Annotated in this window: 14 protein-coding genes; 11 read left to right on the forward strand and 3 right to left on the reverse strand. The window is 46.4% G+C overall.

What is annotated here, in order from left to right; genetic code table 11:
• Nucleotides 1–3 precede the first annotated feature (3 nt).
• The 8 genes from ccmD (at nucleotide 4) to RH89_RS24545 (ending at nucleotide 7,836) form a co-directional block, all read left to right on the forward strand.
• Complete coding sequence (gene ccmD / locus RH89_RS24510) at nucleotides 4–210, forward strand: heme exporter protein CcmD (RefSeq protein ID WP_004407907.1); 207 nt, start codon at nucleotides 4–6, stop codon at nucleotides 208–210.
• Nucleotides 207–692 (forward strand): cytochrome c maturation protein CcmE, encoded by a 486-nt coding sequence (gene ccmE / locus RH89_RS24515; RefSeq protein WP_004407909.1) that lies wholly within the window; start codon nucleotides 207–209, stop codon nucleotides 690–692. The genes ccmD and ccmE overlap by 4 nt, the downstream gene beginning before the upstream one ends.
• Complete coding sequence (locus RH89_RS24520) at nucleotides 689–2,665, forward strand: heme lyase CcmF/NrfE family subunit (protein WP_004407911.1); 1,977 nt, start codon at nucleotides 689–691, stop codon at nucleotides 2,663–2,665. The genes ccmE and RH89_RS24520 overlap by 4 nt, the downstream gene beginning before the upstream one ends.
• Before the next feature lie 68 nt (nucleotides 2,666–2,733).
• Entirely contained in the window at nucleotides 2,734–3,219 is a 486-nt protein-coding gene (locus RH89_RS24525; RefSeq protein ID WP_244410440.1) for a DsbE family thiol:disulfide interchange protein, read from the forward strand.
• Nucleotides 3,216–3,710, forward strand: coding sequence for a cytochrome c-type biogenesis protein (locus RH89_RS24530; RefSeq protein ID WP_004407915.1), 495 nt, complete (start codon nucleotides 3,216–3,218; stop codon nucleotides 3,708–3,710). Before RH89_RS24525 ends, RH89_RS24530 begins: the two co-directional genes overlap by 4 nt.
• The gene (ccmI, locus tag RH89_RS24535; protein ID WP_004407917.1) at nucleotides 3,707–4,927 is read left to right on the forward strand and encodes a c-type cytochrome biogenesis protein CcmI; all 1,221 of its coding nucleotides are present in this window, start codon (nucleotides 3,707–3,709) and stop codon (nucleotides 4,925–4,927) included. The genes RH89_RS24530 and ccmI overlap by 4 nt, the downstream gene beginning before the upstream one ends.
• A 139-nt stretch (nucleotides 4,928–5,066) precedes the next feature.
• Nucleotides 5,067–5,831: an MlaA family lipoprotein gene (locus tag RH89_RS24540; RefSeq protein WP_004407919.1), complete on the forward strand. Its 765-nt coding sequence runs from the start codon at nucleotides 5,067–5,069 to the stop codon at nucleotides 5,829–5,831.
• Between the two features lie 163 nt (nucleotides 5,832–5,994).
• Nucleotides 5,995–7,836: an ABCB family ABC transporter ATP-binding protein/permease gene (locus tag RH89_RS24545; protein WP_004407921.1), complete on the forward strand. Its 1,842-nt coding sequence runs from the start codon at nucleotides 5,995–5,997 to the stop codon at nucleotides 7,834–7,836.
• A gap of 54 nt (nucleotides 7,837–7,890) precedes the next feature.
• Here the strand turns inward: RH89_RS24545 and RH89_RS24550 are convergent, their stop codons facing one another.
• From RH89_RS24550 to RH89_RS24560, 3 genes are all read right to left on the reverse strand, one after another.
• On the reverse strand, nucleotides 7,891–9,120 hold the full coding sequence (locus tag RH89_RS24550; protein ID WP_004407923.1) for an outer membrane protein transport protein: 1,230 nt from the start codon (nucleotides 9,118–9,120) through the stop codon (nucleotides 7,891–7,893).
• Nucleotides 9,121–9,428: 308 nt separating this feature from the next.
• Nucleotides 9,429–10,145: a DUF3379 domain-containing protein gene (locus RH89_RS24555; RefSeq protein ID WP_004407925.1), complete on the reverse strand. Its 717-nt coding sequence runs from the start codon at nucleotides 10,143–10,145 to the stop codon at nucleotides 9,429–9,431.
• Entirely contained in the window at nucleotides 10,138–10,644 is a 507-nt protein-coding gene (locus RH89_RS24560; protein ID WP_230690586.1) for a sigma-70 family RNA polymerase sigma factor, read from the reverse strand. Before RH89_RS24560 ends, RH89_RS24555 begins: the two co-directional genes overlap by 8 nt.
• Nucleotides 10,645–11,307: 663 nt before the next feature.
• Here RH89_RS24560 and fadI point away from each other — a divergent pair.
• The 3 genes from fadI to RH89_RS28900 all read left to right on the forward strand — a co-directional run bounded on the left by fadI (nucleotide 11,308) and on the right by RH89_RS28900 (nucleotide 15,989).
• Nucleotides 11,308–12,615 (forward strand): acetyl-CoA C-acyltransferase FadI, encoded by a 1,308-nt coding sequence (fadI, locus tag RH89_RS24565; protein WP_004407929.1) that lies wholly within the window; start codon nucleotides 11,308–11,310, stop codon nucleotides 12,613–12,615.
• Entirely contained in the window at nucleotides 12,615–14,732 is a 2,118-nt protein-coding gene (gene fadJ, locus RH89_RS24570; protein WP_004407931.1) for a fatty acid oxidation complex subunit alpha FadJ, read from the forward strand. Before fadI ends, fadJ begins: the two co-directional genes overlap by 1 nt.
• Before the next feature lie 213 nt (nucleotides 14,733–14,945).
• Nucleotides 14,946–15,989 (forward strand): hypothetical protein, encoded by a 1,044-nt coding sequence (locus RH89_RS28900; protein ID WP_004407932.1) that lies wholly within the window; start codon nucleotides 14,946–14,948, stop codon nucleotides 15,987–15,989.
• The last annotated feature ends 66 nt before the right edge of the window (nucleotides 15,990–16,055 follow it).

Raw genomic sequence — 16,055 nt, forward strand, 5'->3', positions numbered from 1 at the left:
CCCATGCATTTCGATTCTTTCAGTGATTTTCTTGCTATGGGCGGCTACGCCTCATATGTATGGGGTGCTTTTGGCATCACTTTTCTCTCCATGCTGATCCTGCTTTTTGCCAGCATTAAACGCAGTAAAGATTTACTGGGTGAAGTAAACGCGAAAATTGACCGTCAGGCTCGTATTGACGCAGCTAAAAACATGGAGAACACATTATGAACCCAAGACGTAAAAAAAGACTCGGGCTGATTCTCGCACTGTTTTTTGGCTTGAGCGCAACCATAGGTCTAATGCTTTATGCACTGAATCAGAATATGGACCTGTTTTATACCCCCACAGAGCTAGTCCATGGTAAGCCTGACGGAACCAAACCAGAAGTGGGTCAGCGTCTGCGTATCGGCGGAATGGTTGTGGAAGGTTCTGTAGTTCGTAATTCCAAATCCCTGCAAGTACAGTTCGACCTTGCCGATGTTGGTCCTAAGGTAACGATTTTGTATGACGGCATATTGCCGGATCTCTTCCGCGAAGGTCAGGGTATTGTGGCGCAAGGCGTATTGAGAGATGCAACGACCATTGAGGCGTTTGAAGTACTTGCCAAGCACGATGAAGAATACATGCCGCCAGAAATAGCAGAGGCGATGGAAAAAGTGCATGAGCCTCTGACCTATACTGATGAGCAGAAAGCGGAGAGCACACAATGATTGCAGAACTCGGGCACTTTGCCCTGATTGTGTCGCTCGGCTTTGCGGTATTGTTGAGTATCCTGCCATTAGTTGGTGCTTCTAAAAACAACATCACATTGATGAATACGGCGAGACCGCTATCGTGGGGGATGTTCCTCCTGTTAATGGCGTCGTTTCTGGTGCTGCTGTGGGCGTTCTACACAAACGACTTCACTCTGACTTATGTGGCGACAAACTCGAACAGCCAGTTACCTTGGTATTATCGTTTAACAGCGGTTTGGGGTGCTCACGAGGGGTCTTTACTACTTTGGGTACTGATTCAGGCAGCCTGGACAGTCGCTGTGGCCACGTTTAGCCGAGGTATGCCCCAAGAGTCCGTTGCCCGTGTTTTAGCGGTTATGGGAATGATTACAGTAGGTTTCCTGCTGTTTATTATCGTCACTTCCAATCCTTTCTTGCGCACTCTGCCATTTTTCCCGGTAGACGGTCGAGATTTGAACCCGTTACTTCAGGATCCGGGACTGATTATTCATCCTCCTATGTTGTACATGGGTTACGTCGGGTTCTCTGTCGCGTTTTCTTTTGCTATCGCCTCTCTGATGACCGGGCGTTTAGATACCGCGTGGGCACGCTGGTCCAGACCATGGACTACCGCCGCCTGGCTGTTTCTGACTCTGGGTATTGCTCTCGGTTCATGGTGGGCGTATTACGAACTAGGCTGGGGAGGCTGGTGGTTCTGGGACCCAGTTGAAAATGCGTCCTTTATGCCATGGCTAGCGGGCACGGCGTTGATGCATTCACTTGCAGTAACGGAGAAACGCGGCACCTTTAAAGCTTGGACAGTGCTACTGGCAATATCCGCTTTCTCATTGAGTTTGCTTGGAACATTCCTTGTGCGCTCAGGAATTTTAGTGTCGGTTCATGCATTTGCTTCCGATCCGTCTCGCGGCATGTTCATTCTCGGCTTCCTGGTGTTTATCATCGGTGGTTCACTGCTTCTGTTTGCTCTAAAAGGTTCCACAGTTCGGGTTCGAGGTAACTTTGAACTCTTCTCCCGTGAAAACGCCTTGCTTGCGAACAACATCATTTTGGTGGCGGCACTGGTTGTGGTGTTAGTGGGTACATTACTTCCACTGGTTCACAAGCAACTTGGATTAGGCTCTGTGTCTATCGGTGCGCCTTTCTTCAACATGTTGTTTACTTGGTTAATGGTGCCTTTCGCCTTCCTGCTTGGTATCGGTCCTTTGATTCGCTGGAAGCGCGATGACCTCACTAGCTTAGTTAAACCCATGATTGTTTCTGGTGTTCTGTCTGTTGTATTGGGAGCGGGTTTTGTTTTCCTACTGGCGGACAAATTCGAAGGTTTAGCGTTTCTTGGCTGGGTGATGGCAATCTGGATTATCGCTATGCATGGTTTCGAGCTCCATCAACGCGCGACACATCGTCAGGAATTTAAAGTGGGTGTTACCAAGCTTCAAAGAAGCCACTGGGCGATGATGCTGGGTCACATTGGTATGGCTATCACGGTGATTGGTATCGCGATGGTGCAGAACTACAGCATTGAACGCGATGTGAGACTGGCACCGGGTGAGAACTTCCAGATTCAGGGTTACAACTTCTACTTCCAGGGGCTACGTGACAAAGATGGTCCAAACTACGACGGCTACATTGCCGATTTCGAAATCACCAAAGACGGCAAGTTTGTAAACGTGCTTCACGCTGAAAAACGCTTCTACCGCACAGCTAAATCTATGATGACGGAAGCGGCGATAGATCGTGGCGTAACTCGTGACCTGTATATTGCCATGGGTGAACGACTCGATGACGGCGAGGCGTGGGCAGTGAGAATTTACTACAAACCGTTTGTTCGCTGGATTTGGTTGGGCAGTCTGTTTATGGCAATTGGCGGTGTGGTTGCCATTAGCGATAAGCGATACCGTTTCAGAAAATCTTCTAAATCTGCAGCTGCATTGAAAGAAAAGGAGGCATAAATGAACCGAAATATTTTATTTGCCCCGTTAGCTTTCTTTCTAATTTTGGTGGCAGTTTTTGCAACTCAATTAAGTCGCAATGCAGGCGGAGACGACCCACAAAGCTGGAATCTGTGCTCATTGGTCAGCCAGTCCCTAACTTCAAACTCGAAGATCTGGCGGAACCCGGCAAGCTTTATGAGCAGGATATCTTTGTTGGTGAACCTTTGCTTATCAATGTTTGGGCGACTTGGTGCCCGACCTGCTATGCGGAGCACAAATACCTGAATGAGCTGGCTTCTAAGGATGTCAAAATCATTGGTCTGAACTACAAAGACAACCGAGACAAAGCGGTGCAGTGGCTGAATGAACTCGGGAATCCGTACCTGATTAGCCTGTTTGATGGAAACGGAATGCTCGGATTAGATCTGGGTGTGTATGGTGCGCCGGAAACCTTTATCGTCGATGCTAAGGGTGTCATTCAGTACCGTCATGTCGGGGATGTGAACGAGAAAAACTGGGCAGAAACGTTAGAGCCGATTTATCAGAGACTGATAGAGGAGGCGGCAAAATGATCAGCAAACTGCGTGGATTTTTACTCGGCTTGGCAATCTTAGCTGTGCCCGCGCTCGCTAGTATTGAGATTTATGAGTTTGACACGGTTGAGCAGGAGCAACTGTTCAAAGAGCTCGGTCACACCCTGCGCTGCCCGAAATGTCAGAACAACTCTATTGGCGATTCCAATGCCGTTCTTGCTCAGGATTTACGCCAAAAAGTGTATGAAATGCTGAAAGAGGGTAAGTCTGAACAGGAAATCATAGACTACATGATCGCACGTTACGGTAATTTCGTGACTTACAACCCTCCAATTACTGCAGCGACTTCCATTCTTTGGCTCGGTCCTGTTGCAGTACTGGTGATCGGCTTTGGTTTGATTGTCGTGCGTAGCCGGGGCAAACAGAAAGTCGTTGAAAAAGTGACTGACGAAGAATGGGATGCAGATAAAGAAGCGCAATTACAGGCGCTACTTAAAGAAGACGATAACAATGGGGACGCGAAAAAATGACATTTTTTTGGATAGCTACAGCAGCAATCATCGCTATCTCCAGTGTATTAATTGCATTTCCTTTAATTCAGAAGCGTGCCGTTAATGATGATGCTCGCCGTGATGAACTCAATAAAGCGTTTTACCGAGATCGCCTGAATGAACTTGAAGAAGAAGCCAAAGAAGGGTTGGTTGAAAACCAGCAAGACCTTATTGCTGACCTGAAACAAACTTTGCTGGATGATGTGCCAAAAGCCAAAAAAGACGAAGCGACAACCAAGATTTCGACAGCAATGGTTGCGATCCCGTCGGTTCTGTTTGTGGCGGCACTGTCATATGGCATGTACTTCCAATTCGGTGGTTCACAGAAAGTTGTGGATTGGCATCAGGCAGAAGGTAACCTTCCAGCGCTGACGAAAAAGTTGATGTCTCCACAAGGTCAGGCACTGACTGATGACGAAATGAAAGATCTGACTCTGGCGCTGCGTACACGTCTTCATCATCAGCCAGAAGATTCAACGGGCTGGATGTTACTCGGGCGAATTGCCCTAGCAAACCGTGATGTTACCACCGCTATTGGTTCAATGAAGAAAGCGTATCGACTAGAGCCAAAAGACACGGATATTCAGCTTGGCTATGCGCAGGCATTAATGCTGTCTTCAGATGAGGTGGATCAAAATCAGGCGAGGTCGCTGCTCCATAGATTGGTTCAGCAGGATATGGTTGATCTTCGCGTATTCTCGCTTCTGGCTTTTGATGCGTTTGAGCGTGCTGATTATGCTGCTGCAATCCGCTATTGGGGAGCGATGCAGAAAATGATTGGACCGTCTGATAACCGCTATGAAATGCTGGAAAGAAGTATTCAAAGCGCGAAGAAGAAAATGGGTGCTACAGGAGCTGCCCCAGGGCAATCTGTTCAGGTGAATGTTTCCTTAGGTGAAGGCATAAACCCTGATCCAAATTCTGTATTGATCGTATCTGTACACAGAGCGGACGGCAGCCCGATGCCCGTGGCAGCGGCGCGTTATCCGCTCGGCACATTCCCTCGCACGGTTGTACTCGATGATGGCAACAGCATGCTCCAAGATATCAAGCTTTCTTCTTTGGATGAGCTGGTGGTGAAAGCAAGGCTTGATACTGATGGCAATGTTGCAACGCGTGAAGGTGATTGGCACGGTGAAAGCGATGTTGCTAATTTAGGGGATAGTGTTGCGTTAATCATAGATAAACGTTATTAATGTATTGTCTTACGTTAGGTCGACAGAACCTATGGATCGCTATCAATTCATATTGCTGATTATTATGAAATCATTAGAATAAAGCGAGTTGATAGGAAGACCGGCTACCAGCCGGTCTTTGTTTTTTTGGTAAAGGACTATGTTGTTAAATAGAATTGGTTCCTGGCTCTTGCTCGCGATGTTGGCTTTTGCCGTTGGCTGTTCCTCTGTGCCGGAAGGGGAAAATGCCGAAGCTGACGTATCTCATCCAAACGACCCGTTTGAAAGCTTTAACCGAGCGATGTTTGATATCAACTACGATTATCTTGATCCTTACATTGTTCGCCCAATTTCGGTGGCTTATGTTGAAACAGTGCCAACGCCGATACGTGGTGGTATAGCCAACTTTCTCGCTAACCTTGATGAACCAGCAAGTATGATCAACAACCTGCTGATGGGAGAGGGTGAACTGGCTCTGACTCATTTCAACCGTTTCTGGATTAACTCCACGGTTGGTCTGTTGGGCTTTATTGATGTGGCGACCGCTGCGGGGATCACCAAATACGACGAGCGGGCATTTGGTGACATGCTTGGTTATCATGGGGTAGGCAATGGTCCGTATTTTATGGTGCCAGGTTATGGTCCCATCACGTTGCGAAAAACGACCGATACCGTCGATGGCATGTACGTACCCCTATCTCTCCTGAATTTCTGGGCAGGGCTTGGAAAGTGGGCACTTGAAGGTATGGAAAAACGCTATCTGCTGATACCTCAGGAAGGAACACTTGAATCTTCACCTGATCCGTATGCGCTGTCACGAGATGTTTATCTTCAGAGAAGAGACTTTAAAGCGGGCATAACTGAAACCTTCGAAGAAGATGAAGAAGACTTCTTAGACGAATATCTTGATGAAGAATTCGAGTAGTTTGCAGAAAGCAAATTTCAATTAAAGAGAGCCTAACGAAATTTCGTTAGGCTTTTTTGTTTCTCAAACGTCTTACATTGAGCGACGGGATCAACAAGCCCTCGATTTATCTCTCTATACTTAGGGTCGACCTAAGTAAAACTAAAAATAGAATAGGAAGCACATGTCAGACGCCAGCAATGTAGAAACGGATAAGACCGCAATCCCAGATAATCAGGCGGTCGAGAACCAGGCACGCGAAAGTGGCTGGCACACCATTAGAAAGATTTCCCCATACCTTTGGCCAGAAGACAAGCCATGGGTAAAACAACGTGTAGTGATTGCTATGGTTGCTTTGGGCATCTCTAAGCTTGTCGCTGTGTTTGCTCCTTTTCTGTACAAAGCGGTTGTCGACCTCTTGGCGGGAGAAAGCAATGAACAAGAGTGGTTATTTGCGCTTGGTGCGATTGGGCTAGTTGTCGCTTACGGTATGAACCAAGTCTTCAAGGTTGGATTCGAGGAATTGCGAAATGTCGTATTTGCCAAAGTGGGTCAGCGTGCTCTTCGCTCGGTGGCTTTAGAAACCATTTCCCATATACACAAACTTTCATTGCGATATCACGTAACCAGAAAGACGGGCGCGCTGAGCCGAGTAATGGAAAGAGGAGTGAAAGGCATCGACTTTCTGCTCCGGTTTATCTTGTTCAGTATTGGTCCTTTGCTTCTGGAATTGATACTCATCTCAATTATTTTGTTGTTTGCTTTTGATTTCTGGTACTTACTGGTGGTCAGTGTAACGGTGACGACTTACATCGTATTCACCGCAAAAGTGACCGAATGGCGCGTGCGTATCCGAAAAGAGATGAATGAAAAAGACAAAGACGCCAACCAGAAAGCCATCGATAGCTTGCTGAATTTTGAAACGGTTAAGTATTTTGGCGCAGAAAAACGCGAGACGAAACGTTATGACGACTCTATGGAAGGGTTTGAAGCCGCTTCTCTGAAAACCGTCAACTCACTCGCCTTATTGAATTTAGGGCAAGCTCTGCTGATAAATGGTGGAATGGTTCTGGCACTGCTGCTGGCAGTGAGAGATGTGAGTAGCGGTGCATTGACGGTGGGTGGGTTTGTCATGGTCAATGCCTACATGATGCAAGTGATGATGCCACTGAATTTTCTCGGCTATGTGTATCGGGAGATCCGTCAGTCACTGATTGATATGGGCGAGATGTTTGACTTACTCAGACAAGTTCCTGATGTAAAAGACAAAGAAAACGCGCCGGACCTAAATGTTAAACAAGGAGAGGTAGTGTTTGATCAAATTGACTTTCACTACGACCCGCAAAGGCAAATCCTGAATAACATCTCACTTAATATTGAAGCGGGGCAGACGGTTGCGATTGTTGGCTCATCTGGTTCTGGTAAATCTACTTTAGGTCGGTTGCTGTTTCGTTTTTATGACGTAACCAGCGGAGCGATACGGATCGACGGTCAAGACTTGCGTGATGTTACTCAGGATAGCTTACACAACGCGATTGGCGTGGTGCCTCAGGATACAGTGCTTTTTAATGACTCTATCTACTACAACATCGCCTATGGTCGACCAAATGCTACTTACGAAGAAGTTGTACAAGCCGCTAAAGCTGCGAAGATACACACTTTTGTAGAACAGTTACCCGATGGATACCAGACTCAGGTTGGTGAAAGAGGTTTGAAACTATCTGGAGGAGAAAAGCAACGTGTTGGAATCGCGCGAACATTGCTAAAGAACCCGCCTATTTTGTTGCTTGATGAAGCGACATCTGCTCTGGACACAGAAACGGAGCGCGAGATTCAGGAAAGCCTCAAACAAATGGGAGAAGGAAGAACGGTATTGACCATCGCCCACAGGCTTTCAACGATTGTAGATTCAGACGTGATCGTGGTGTTTTCTGAAGGCCAGATTATCGAGCGCGGTTCTCACGAAGCCTTACTCGAAAAAGGCGGTCAATATGCTCAAATGTGGCTGAGCCAGTTAAGAGAATAAAACAAAAAGACCGGCGAGTGCCGGTCTTTCAATTTAAGAACAGTTGTTAACTTCTTAGAAGCTGTAGCTGTACTGAACACCCGCTAGGATTGCGTTTGCGTGTGTTGTAGCCGTCATAGCAACCGTTGTTGGCGCAGAAGGGCTGTATTCTGTTACAGCAACGTCCTGACCCATCAGGTAAGTAAAGCCTACGTCAACAGTGTGCTTTTCAGCAAAGCTGTAGCTTGCACCCGCTGACAACCAGTGACGGTTAGAATCAGGCACAGAGATGGATGTGAGCTCGTCCTGAGCAGCCGTGTCGTACATGTAACCAGCACGTAGTGTCCAAGCTTCGTTCAGGAAGTATGTACCGCCAAGTGAGAAATGGTAGCCATCTTTCCAGTTGTAATCTTTAGAGAACGTACCCTTGCTTGTTTCAATCTTGTCGAACGCTTTCCAGCCAATCCACTGAACACTATAGTGAACCGCGAAATCAGTGTTATTCAGCTCGTGGTAACCAGAGAATTCAAGCATGCTAGGAAGTGGTAGCAGCAAATCTTCGTTAGAGATGTCTACAACAGTTTTAAGCTTGATAGTGCCGCTTGCCTTGATTTCAGGGCTGTAATGGTAAGCCAGACCGAAACGGTTTTGATCGTCAAGCTCATATACAGCACCAACATTAAATCCGTAGCCAGTACCTGATACATCCAAATCAAGCGCATTACCTGTTGTGTCACGCTTCATTAGACCTGAACCTTGAACAATGTCCAGACCTGCACCCAGGCTTAACTGCTCGTTTACGCGGTAAGAAGCTGCCAGAGCGTAGTTCACGCTCTTGATTTCAGTATTACCACCAAAACCAGCTAATGCAGGGTTTAGCTTTTTGCCAAACGAGTCATCAAAGTTGTTTTTAGTACCGAAGTTCGAGTAGATACCACCACCTAGAGCGATTTTGTCGCTTAGACGGTGAATGTAGTAGATGTTTGGTACAGGAGTTGAAGATGTGTTCTTCGCTGAATCTTGTGTTGCCACAAGACCGCCAGCTTTAACGTCAGTGACTTTGATTTCAGTGTTAATGACGTTTATGCCGCCAGAAAACTGAGATGACTCAAATAGAGACATTGCCGCCGCGTTACGCGCCATTACTGAAGCGTTATCTGCGATTACTGCATCACCAGCAAAAGCACGGCCAAGACCAGTCGCAGATTGAGCATTAAGCTGGAAACCAGCCGCGATAGCTTGTTGAGAGGCGAGAGCAATAGTGGTAGCGATAACCGTTTTTTTAAACAGACGCGAGTTTTTCATAGGATTTACCTTATTATTTTTCTTCCAAGTCAGTTACTTGGAACTGTACATACCTACCTTTTATAGGGGTAGGTAACCCTGCTTTTAGTTGAGCTTTTACTCAATGGCGGAGATATTAATTCTGAGAACCATTAAATGAAATCCGACCATTGTTTAAAGCGTAGATAACATTCAGGAAATGAGGAAAAAAGCACAGTAAATTGTTGTGAAGTGTGTCAATTACCAGTGGTAAAGATGGTAAGAATAATTGGTGGGATACAGAAGATAAAAAAATGCCCCATCGAAGTGATGAGGCATTGTTATAGTGCTTAGCTAGCAGGATGAATTATAGGTTTCAGCGTTTCTGCGATTTTCTCTACATCTTCATCCATGCTACCTACGATTACCATACTGGCATCCATTAAAGGCATCACGATGCCTGACATGCCGTCTTTCACAAATTTCTCAGACTTAGGTGCCGGAATATTGGTAACAAAAAGTGTCACCCGACCATGTTCACCTTCAAACACCATATGCATGGCGTTAGATTTGCCAAACCCACAGTGGTTTAAGTAATAAACGTGATAAGGGAAGTTTTGCGAGAAGTGGTACGCAAATGGCTTCATTTTCACGTTAATCTGAGTTGAAGACACGTTTTCATCGATAGGATTAATAAATGGCTTTTCAGCCGTCACGTGTGCCAAAGCAGTATTTGCTAACGTCGCGTATGCTGGTGTAACAACCAATCCGCCCCAGTTTACTTGTCCTACTAACAGTCCAAAAGCAAAGGCTACAGATGCTGCCATCGCAAGCGCTTTTTTCGCGAATTTTGGCTGCTCGGTTTCGGCACTTTGGTTAAATAAAATACGATCTGCCAAGCCATCTGGTACATCTACCTTCATCGCTTTTTCTATCTGTGCATCCAGGCTTAAAATGTCATCGACAAATTTACCGTTGGCACTGTTTTCAGAAATCGCCATTTCGATTTCGTCGTCCCTGTCTTTTGGATCTGACATAATGCGACGGCGAAATTCTAAATCATCCATTATGCACCCCCATATCCGATTGAGAATCTTCAAGCATCTCTTTGAGCTGGTTTCTGGCTCTGAACAATCGAGTCATTACTGTGTTTTTATTTAATTCCAGTATCTGCCCGATCTCTTCGCCACTAAACCCTCCAACAACTTGGAGAAACAGCGGTTCGCGATACTCGATCTCTAATTTCATAATCTGATTTTGAAGCCACTGTTGTTGGTGATGCGGGTCATCACTGACTTTTGCATCATTCCCGTGGTCATCAATATCCACCAATTCTAACTGTTTTCTCTCGAAACGACGTGCATTTTCACGGCGCAGAATCGTAATGAGCCAAGATTTCGCTGCTTTCTCATCCTGAAGACTATCAATTGCTCTCCAGGCTCTTAAACAGGTTTCCTGAACCAAATCTTCTGCGACATGGCTGTCCTTACACAACCAGTACGCATAGCGATACAGGTCGGTATGATAAGCGCGCACGAGCGCTTCGTATCTTTTTTGCTTGTCCATATCAGAATTGACCGGACGCTTCTCTTTTTTCTTTCCAAAAAAATCGATTATCGACACCTGAGCCTCCGTTTGCTCTGGTTGTGTCTATGGAAGGTCAACACTTCTTAATTCTAACCTGCTGAAAGCAAGCGAACTTTTTGTTAAGAAGATTTTGGAGTGTCTATAAGACATTGTTCAAAAAAGTTGCGAATGGCTTCTGTGAACAAAAATCCTCTTGGCAGCATTGCATAAACTACAAATAAATTGATCTAATTCAAAATCCACATATGGAATCTGGTTATAGTACATCTTGTCATCTCGTTAGCCAGTATGGCTGACACGTTGAGCAAGATGACACTTCCTTTTGAAGGCTGACTTTACTTTCTCCTAATCAGGAAACTGATTTTTTGATTTTGGCGATACGCTATATATCTATTCCTGCCACACTATATGTGTGGTTTTTTTTTGGTTACAGTTCCAGATTCACAGTTTTAATGTAACTTAATCTGCCTATTTATCACAGTTATCCCCCGTCTTTTCTACCTTTCATATAGTATTTCTTTAACCGATGTCTCTACATTTTAGCTCTAGATCACGCTATAAAAGAAAAAGCGATTCAAACATGCGTTTTAATCTGATAACATTTTTGTTACATAACAGGTCTGACCTCTTTAAGGAGAAACAATGGGCATTCAGGATTTAAGGACGCGTTCCGGTGAAAGGATAGCGGTTGTCGCAGGGCTCAGAACGCCATTTGCAAGGCAGAGTACCGAGTTTTCTCAAGTCCCTGCCGTGGACTTAGGAAAGATGGTTGTGAGCGAAATGCTGACTCGTGCGGACATTGATCCAGCCCTGATTGATCAAGTTGTATTTGGGCAAGTAGTTCAGATGCCTGAAGCTCCTAACATCGCACGTGAAATTGTTCTGGGTACAGGAATGAACATCCATACTGACGCTTACAGTGTTACCCGAGCGTGTGCAACCAGCTTTCAGGCAGCCGTGAACGTGACGGAAAGTATTATGGCGGGCGCAATAGATATCGGTGTTGCCGGGGGAGCCGATTCCTCTTCTGTGCTACCAATTGGCGTTTCAAAAAAACTAGCTGCGTCACTCCTTGCATTGAGCAAAGCAAAAAAGGCGGGTCAGAAACTTTCAATTTTACGCAAGCTGTCATTTAAAGATCTTATGCCAGTTCCTCCTGCTGTTGCTGAATACTCAACCGGATTATCAATGGGGCAAACCGCCGAACAAATGGCGAAAACCCATGGCATTACCCGACAGGCTCAGGACGAGTTGGCTCATCGCTCTCATACTCTGGCTGCTCAGGCTTGGAAGGAAGGGAAGATTCGTGATGAAGTGATGACGGCGTTCCCAGAACCTTATAAAAAATGGCTCGATACCGATAACAACATCCGTCAGGATTCTACCATTGAGGGCTATGCCAAGCTCCGTCCAGCGTTTGATCGCCAGTACGGCAGTGTAACGGCAGCAAATGCGACTCCATTAACCGACGGTGCTGCTTCTTTATTAATTATGCGCGAAGGGCGTGCAAAAGAGCTCGGTTTAGAAATCATGGGCTTTATTCGCTCTTATGCGTTTTCTGCTATTGATGTCAAAGAAGACATGCTAATGGGTCCTTCACACGCGACTCCTATTGCGCTGGACCGCGCTGGGATAAACTTATCTGATCTCACTCTTATCGATATGCATGAAGCCTTCGCTGCACAAACTCTGGCAAACGTGAAGATGTTTGCCAGCGACAAATTCGCAAAAGAGGTGTTGGGAAGAGATAAAGCGATTGGCGAGATTGATATGGACAAATTCAATGTGCTGGGTGGTTCAATTGCTTATGGTCACCCATTTGCCGCGACAGGTGCGCGCATGATTACTCAAACACTGCGAGAACTGAAACGACGCGGTGGTGGGCTGGCATTGAATACGGCATGTGCGGCTGGTGGGCTAGGCGCTGCGATGATTTTGGAGGTGGAGTAATGGCGGGTCAAAGTGCATTTACGCTAACAATTGATGAACAGAATCTGGCGTGGCTAGCGATTGATGTTCCGGGTGAGAAAATGAACACCCTTCAAGCTGAGTTTGCCGACGAAATGCAGGCGATTTTGCTTGAACTTGAAGCGAAAAAGAACGAGCTGAAAGGATTAGTTATCCACTCCTTAAAGCCCGACAACTTTGTTGCTGGTGCGGATGTGCGAATGCTGGATGCGTGTACAACCGCAGAAGAGGCTGAAGGGCTGGCAAAACAGGGGCAACAAATGTTTGCTCGGCTTGAAGCTTTGCCTTTTGCCACAGTGGCTGCCATTCACGGTCCATGTCTCGGTGGCGGCTTGGAGCTTGCCCTAGCGTGTGACTACCGAGTGTGTACCGATTCCGATAAAACGCGTCTTGGTCTGCCTGAAGTTCAGCTAGGCCTGTTACCTGGCTCAGGTGGTACACAGCGTCTGCCAAGGCTAATTGGTCTGCTGAATTCGTTGGATCTCATTCTTACGGGTAAACAGCTCAGAGCAAAGAAAGCCAAAAAGCTGGGCGTGGTTGATGCAAGTGTGCCGCATTCCATTTTACTTGATGTCGCGAAACAGTTTGCGGGCAAGAAAAAAGCGAAATTCAAAGCAGACACCAAAGAAAAGCTGATTTCTGGCAACAGGCTCGGTCGTAAGCTGGTGTTTGATCAGGCAGTCAAAAAGACTTTGGCAAAGACGCGCGGAAACTACCCGGCAGCCGAAGCCATTCTTGCGGTGATCGGTGAAGGTCTGGAAAAGGGGCTGGAAGCGGGGCTTGCCATCGAAGCGAAGAAATTCGGTCAGTTGTGTATGACGTCTGAATCGAAGGCATTGCGCTCTATCTTTTTCGCCACAACAGAAATGAAGAAAGAAAACGGCAGTGACGCCCAGCCAAGAAAGATCAACCAGGTTGGTGTGCTTGGCGGCGGCTTGATGGGGGCAGGCATCAGCCATGTCTCCGTTTCCAAAGCGAAAGTGCCGGTTCGAGTGAAAGATGTGTCTAACGACGGCGTGATGAACGCGCTGAATTACAACTTTAAGTTGTTTTCTAAGCAGAAAAAGCGCCGCATCCTTTCCAAAGCGGGTTTGCAATTCAATATGTCCCAATTAACCGGAGGGACGGATTACACGGGTTATCGCGGAACCGACATGGTGATCGAGGCTGTGTTTGAAGATTTAGGTCTGAAACAGACGATGGTGAAAGACATTGAGGAGAACAGTAAAGCGTCGACTATTTTTGCGACCAATACGTCTTCATTGCCGATACACCAAATTGCGGCTGAATGTGAGCGTCCGGAAAATGTTGTGGGTCTTCATTACTTCAGCCCGGCAGAGAAAATGCCACTGGTGGAGGTGATTCCTCACGAAGGGACATCCGATGAAGTGATTTCAACGGCGGTAGACTTTGCTCGTAAGCAAGGTAAAACCCCGATTGTGGTTGCCGATAAAGCGGGCTTCTACGTGAACAGGATTCTTGCACCCTACATGAATGAAGCCGCGCATCTGCTGTTAAGTGGTGAGCCTATCGAAGTTCTGGATGAGGCACTGCTCAATTTCGGATTCCCGGTAGGACCAATCACCTTGCTGGATGAAGTGGGCGTCGATGTTGGGGCTAAAATCATTCCAATTCTGGTGGAAGAACTCGGGGCGCGTTTCAAAGCACCGGATGTGTTCGATACCTTGCTCAATGATGGGCGCAAAGGTCGTAAGAGTGGCAAGGGTTTCTACACCTACAAAGGTAAGAAAAAGGACGTCGATAAGAGCGTATACAAACTACTTAAGCTGACGCCAGAATCCAAATTACCAGAAAAAGACGTTGCACTTCGCTGTGTGTTACCGATGTTAAATGAAGCCGTACGATGTCTGGATGAAGGAATCATTCGTAGTGCGCGTGATGGCGATATCGGTGCTATTTTCGGTATTGGGTTCCCTCCATTCTTAGGTGGACCGTTCCGTTACATGGACCAGATTGGGCTGAAAGAGCTGGTGAACATCATGAATGAGTTCGCCCAGAAGTATGGGGATCGCTTCGCTCCGTGCGATGGTCTGCTTACCCGTGCGGGCAACGATGAAACCTTTCATTCTGCATCTTAGAAATAAGAAAAGCGTCAAGTTCATAAGCCGGTCGAAAACCGGCTTATTTTTTATTTGGCACGGGTGGCATTTTGATTACTTAGGTCGCGTGACAAAAGTATGACAATTTGGATCACAGCTCCCCAATTTAGAACTAAGTGTAAAGGCGTGAATATTCCCTTCTGCGCATAGGGAGTAGACTTTATTTCTGAAAGATAGATATCAGGAGTGGCTATGCTAGGTAACACAATAAAATCCGACATTTATGTCGGCAGTGTAGTAGAAACGCTTGTCAATGAAATGGCTATTGACCCGCAATCACTCACTACTACTAAATTTGCGCAGTATCTGGATGATTATGGGGTGGACAAAAACCCTTCTTTGGTTACGCACTTCGGTAACGGCGTGGTGAAAGAAGGCTTATTATCCATCAGTTCTCAAAACGTTTGGGTAAATGGGGAAAATAAATCTGTCACCGACGTTTCTGTATGGAAATGGAACACAGAAGGGCTCAAGGAAGCGTTGGTTACCACAAATACGGATGTGATTAACGTAAAAAACTTCGTCGATGTGAATATTCGTTCTATGTCGGACAACGGAGCCACGGTCAACGTTTACGGAGCCAAGCGAGGTGACATCACCACAGGAAACGGAAACGATGAAGTTAACGTTCATGTACTTTCGAACGGTGGGGCATGGAGTAATGAATTCAACATTGATACTGGCGATGGCAATGACACTATCCGTTTCTTTGAGATAGCTGGTGGGGATTATACCGAGTTCAATATCTCTGCCGGGAAAGGAAACGACATTGTTAACGTGATGGACTTGTCTGCACCGGATTGTACAAGCCACAGAGAAGTTCACGGCGGTGAAGGGGTCGATGCATTGTATCTGAGCGGAGACAATGCCGTTCAGTTTACCGGCTTTGAAGTGGTCATCGGAGATGGTGCATCTAACCTTCATATTACGAAAGACTTACTTGATAACAACCTTCAGGGGACATGGGCAGACAATGACGACGGCGGCGCCAATGTTATGGTCTTTACCGATGTGAACTTGACGATTGATGTCGGGCTGGCGGAATATGCTGGATACTTCTCTACGTATACGGCTGAAGATCTGTCATCAGCGATGACTCAGCGACTGAATGATTTTGGTGTCGACTACACCGCAGACTACACCATCGCGGAGTTCTACACTGAGACTGGCGACTATCTGATCGTGACCGATACCAGCGCCGACAACTTGATTAATTCAGTGATCGATTTGGTGTGAACGTAGCAGCACTTTAAATTCGTACTTAACTTGATTTCAATTGTTCAAAGTAAGATGAAGTTCTTG

The organism is Vibrio nigripulchritudo ATCC 27043 (assembly GCF_000222685.1).
Taxonomy (GTDB): domain Bacteria; phylum Pseudomonadota; class Gammaproteobacteria; order Enterobacterales; family Vibrionaceae; genus Vibrio; species Vibrio nigripulchritudo.

Bases quoted from the DNA above. Each gene is read 5' to 3' on its own strand.
- RH89_RS24555 (WP_004407925.1), bottom strand. From the start codon at position 10,145: ATGGATGATTTAGAATTTCGCCGTCGCATTATGTCAGATCCAAAAGAC.
- fadI (WP_004407929.1), top strand. From the start codon at position 11,308: ATGGGCATTCAGGATTTAAGGACGCGTTCCGGTGAAAGGATAGCGGTT.
- fadJ (WP_004407931.1), top strand. From the start codon at position 12,615: ATGGCGGGTCAAAGTGCATTTACGCTAACAATTGATGAACAGAATCTG.
- RH89_RS24540 (WP_004407919.1), top strand. From the start codon at position 5,067: ATGTTGTTAAATAGAATTGGTTCCTGGCTCTTGCTCGCGATGTTGGCT.
- RH89_RS28900 (WP_004407932.1), top strand. From the start codon at position 14,946: ATGCTAGGTAACACAATAAAATCCGACATTTATGTCGGCAGTGTAGTA.
- RH89_RS24520 (WP_004407911.1), top strand. From the start codon at position 689: ATGATTGCAGAACTCGGGCACTTTGCCCTGATTGTGTCGCTCGGCTTT.
- ccmD (WP_004407907.1), top strand. From the start codon at position 4: ATGCATTTCGATTCTTTCAGTGATTTTCTTGCTATGGGCGGCTACGCC.
- ccmI (WP_004407917.1), top strand. From the start codon at position 3,707: ATGACATTTTTTTGGATAGCTACAGCAGCAATCATCGCTATCTCCAGT.
- RH89_RS24545 (WP_004407921.1), top strand. From the start codon at position 5,995: ATGTCAGACGCCAGCAATGTAGAAACGGATAAGACCGCAATCCCAGAT.
- RH89_RS24530 (WP_004407915.1), top strand. From the start codon at position 3,216: ATGATCAGCAAACTGCGTGGATTTTTACTCGGCTTGGCAATCTTAGCT.
- ccmE (WP_004407909.1), top strand. From the start codon at position 207: ATGAACCCAAGACGTAAAAAAAGACTCGGGCTGATTCTCGCACTGTTT.
- RH89_RS24560 (WP_230690586.1), bottom strand. From the start codon at position 10,644: ATGGACAAGCAAAAAAGATACGAAGCGCTCGTGCGCGCTTATCATACC.
- RH89_RS24550 (WP_004407923.1), bottom strand. From the start codon at position 9,120: ATGAAAAACTCGCGTCTGTTTAAAAAAACGGTTATCGCTACCACTATT.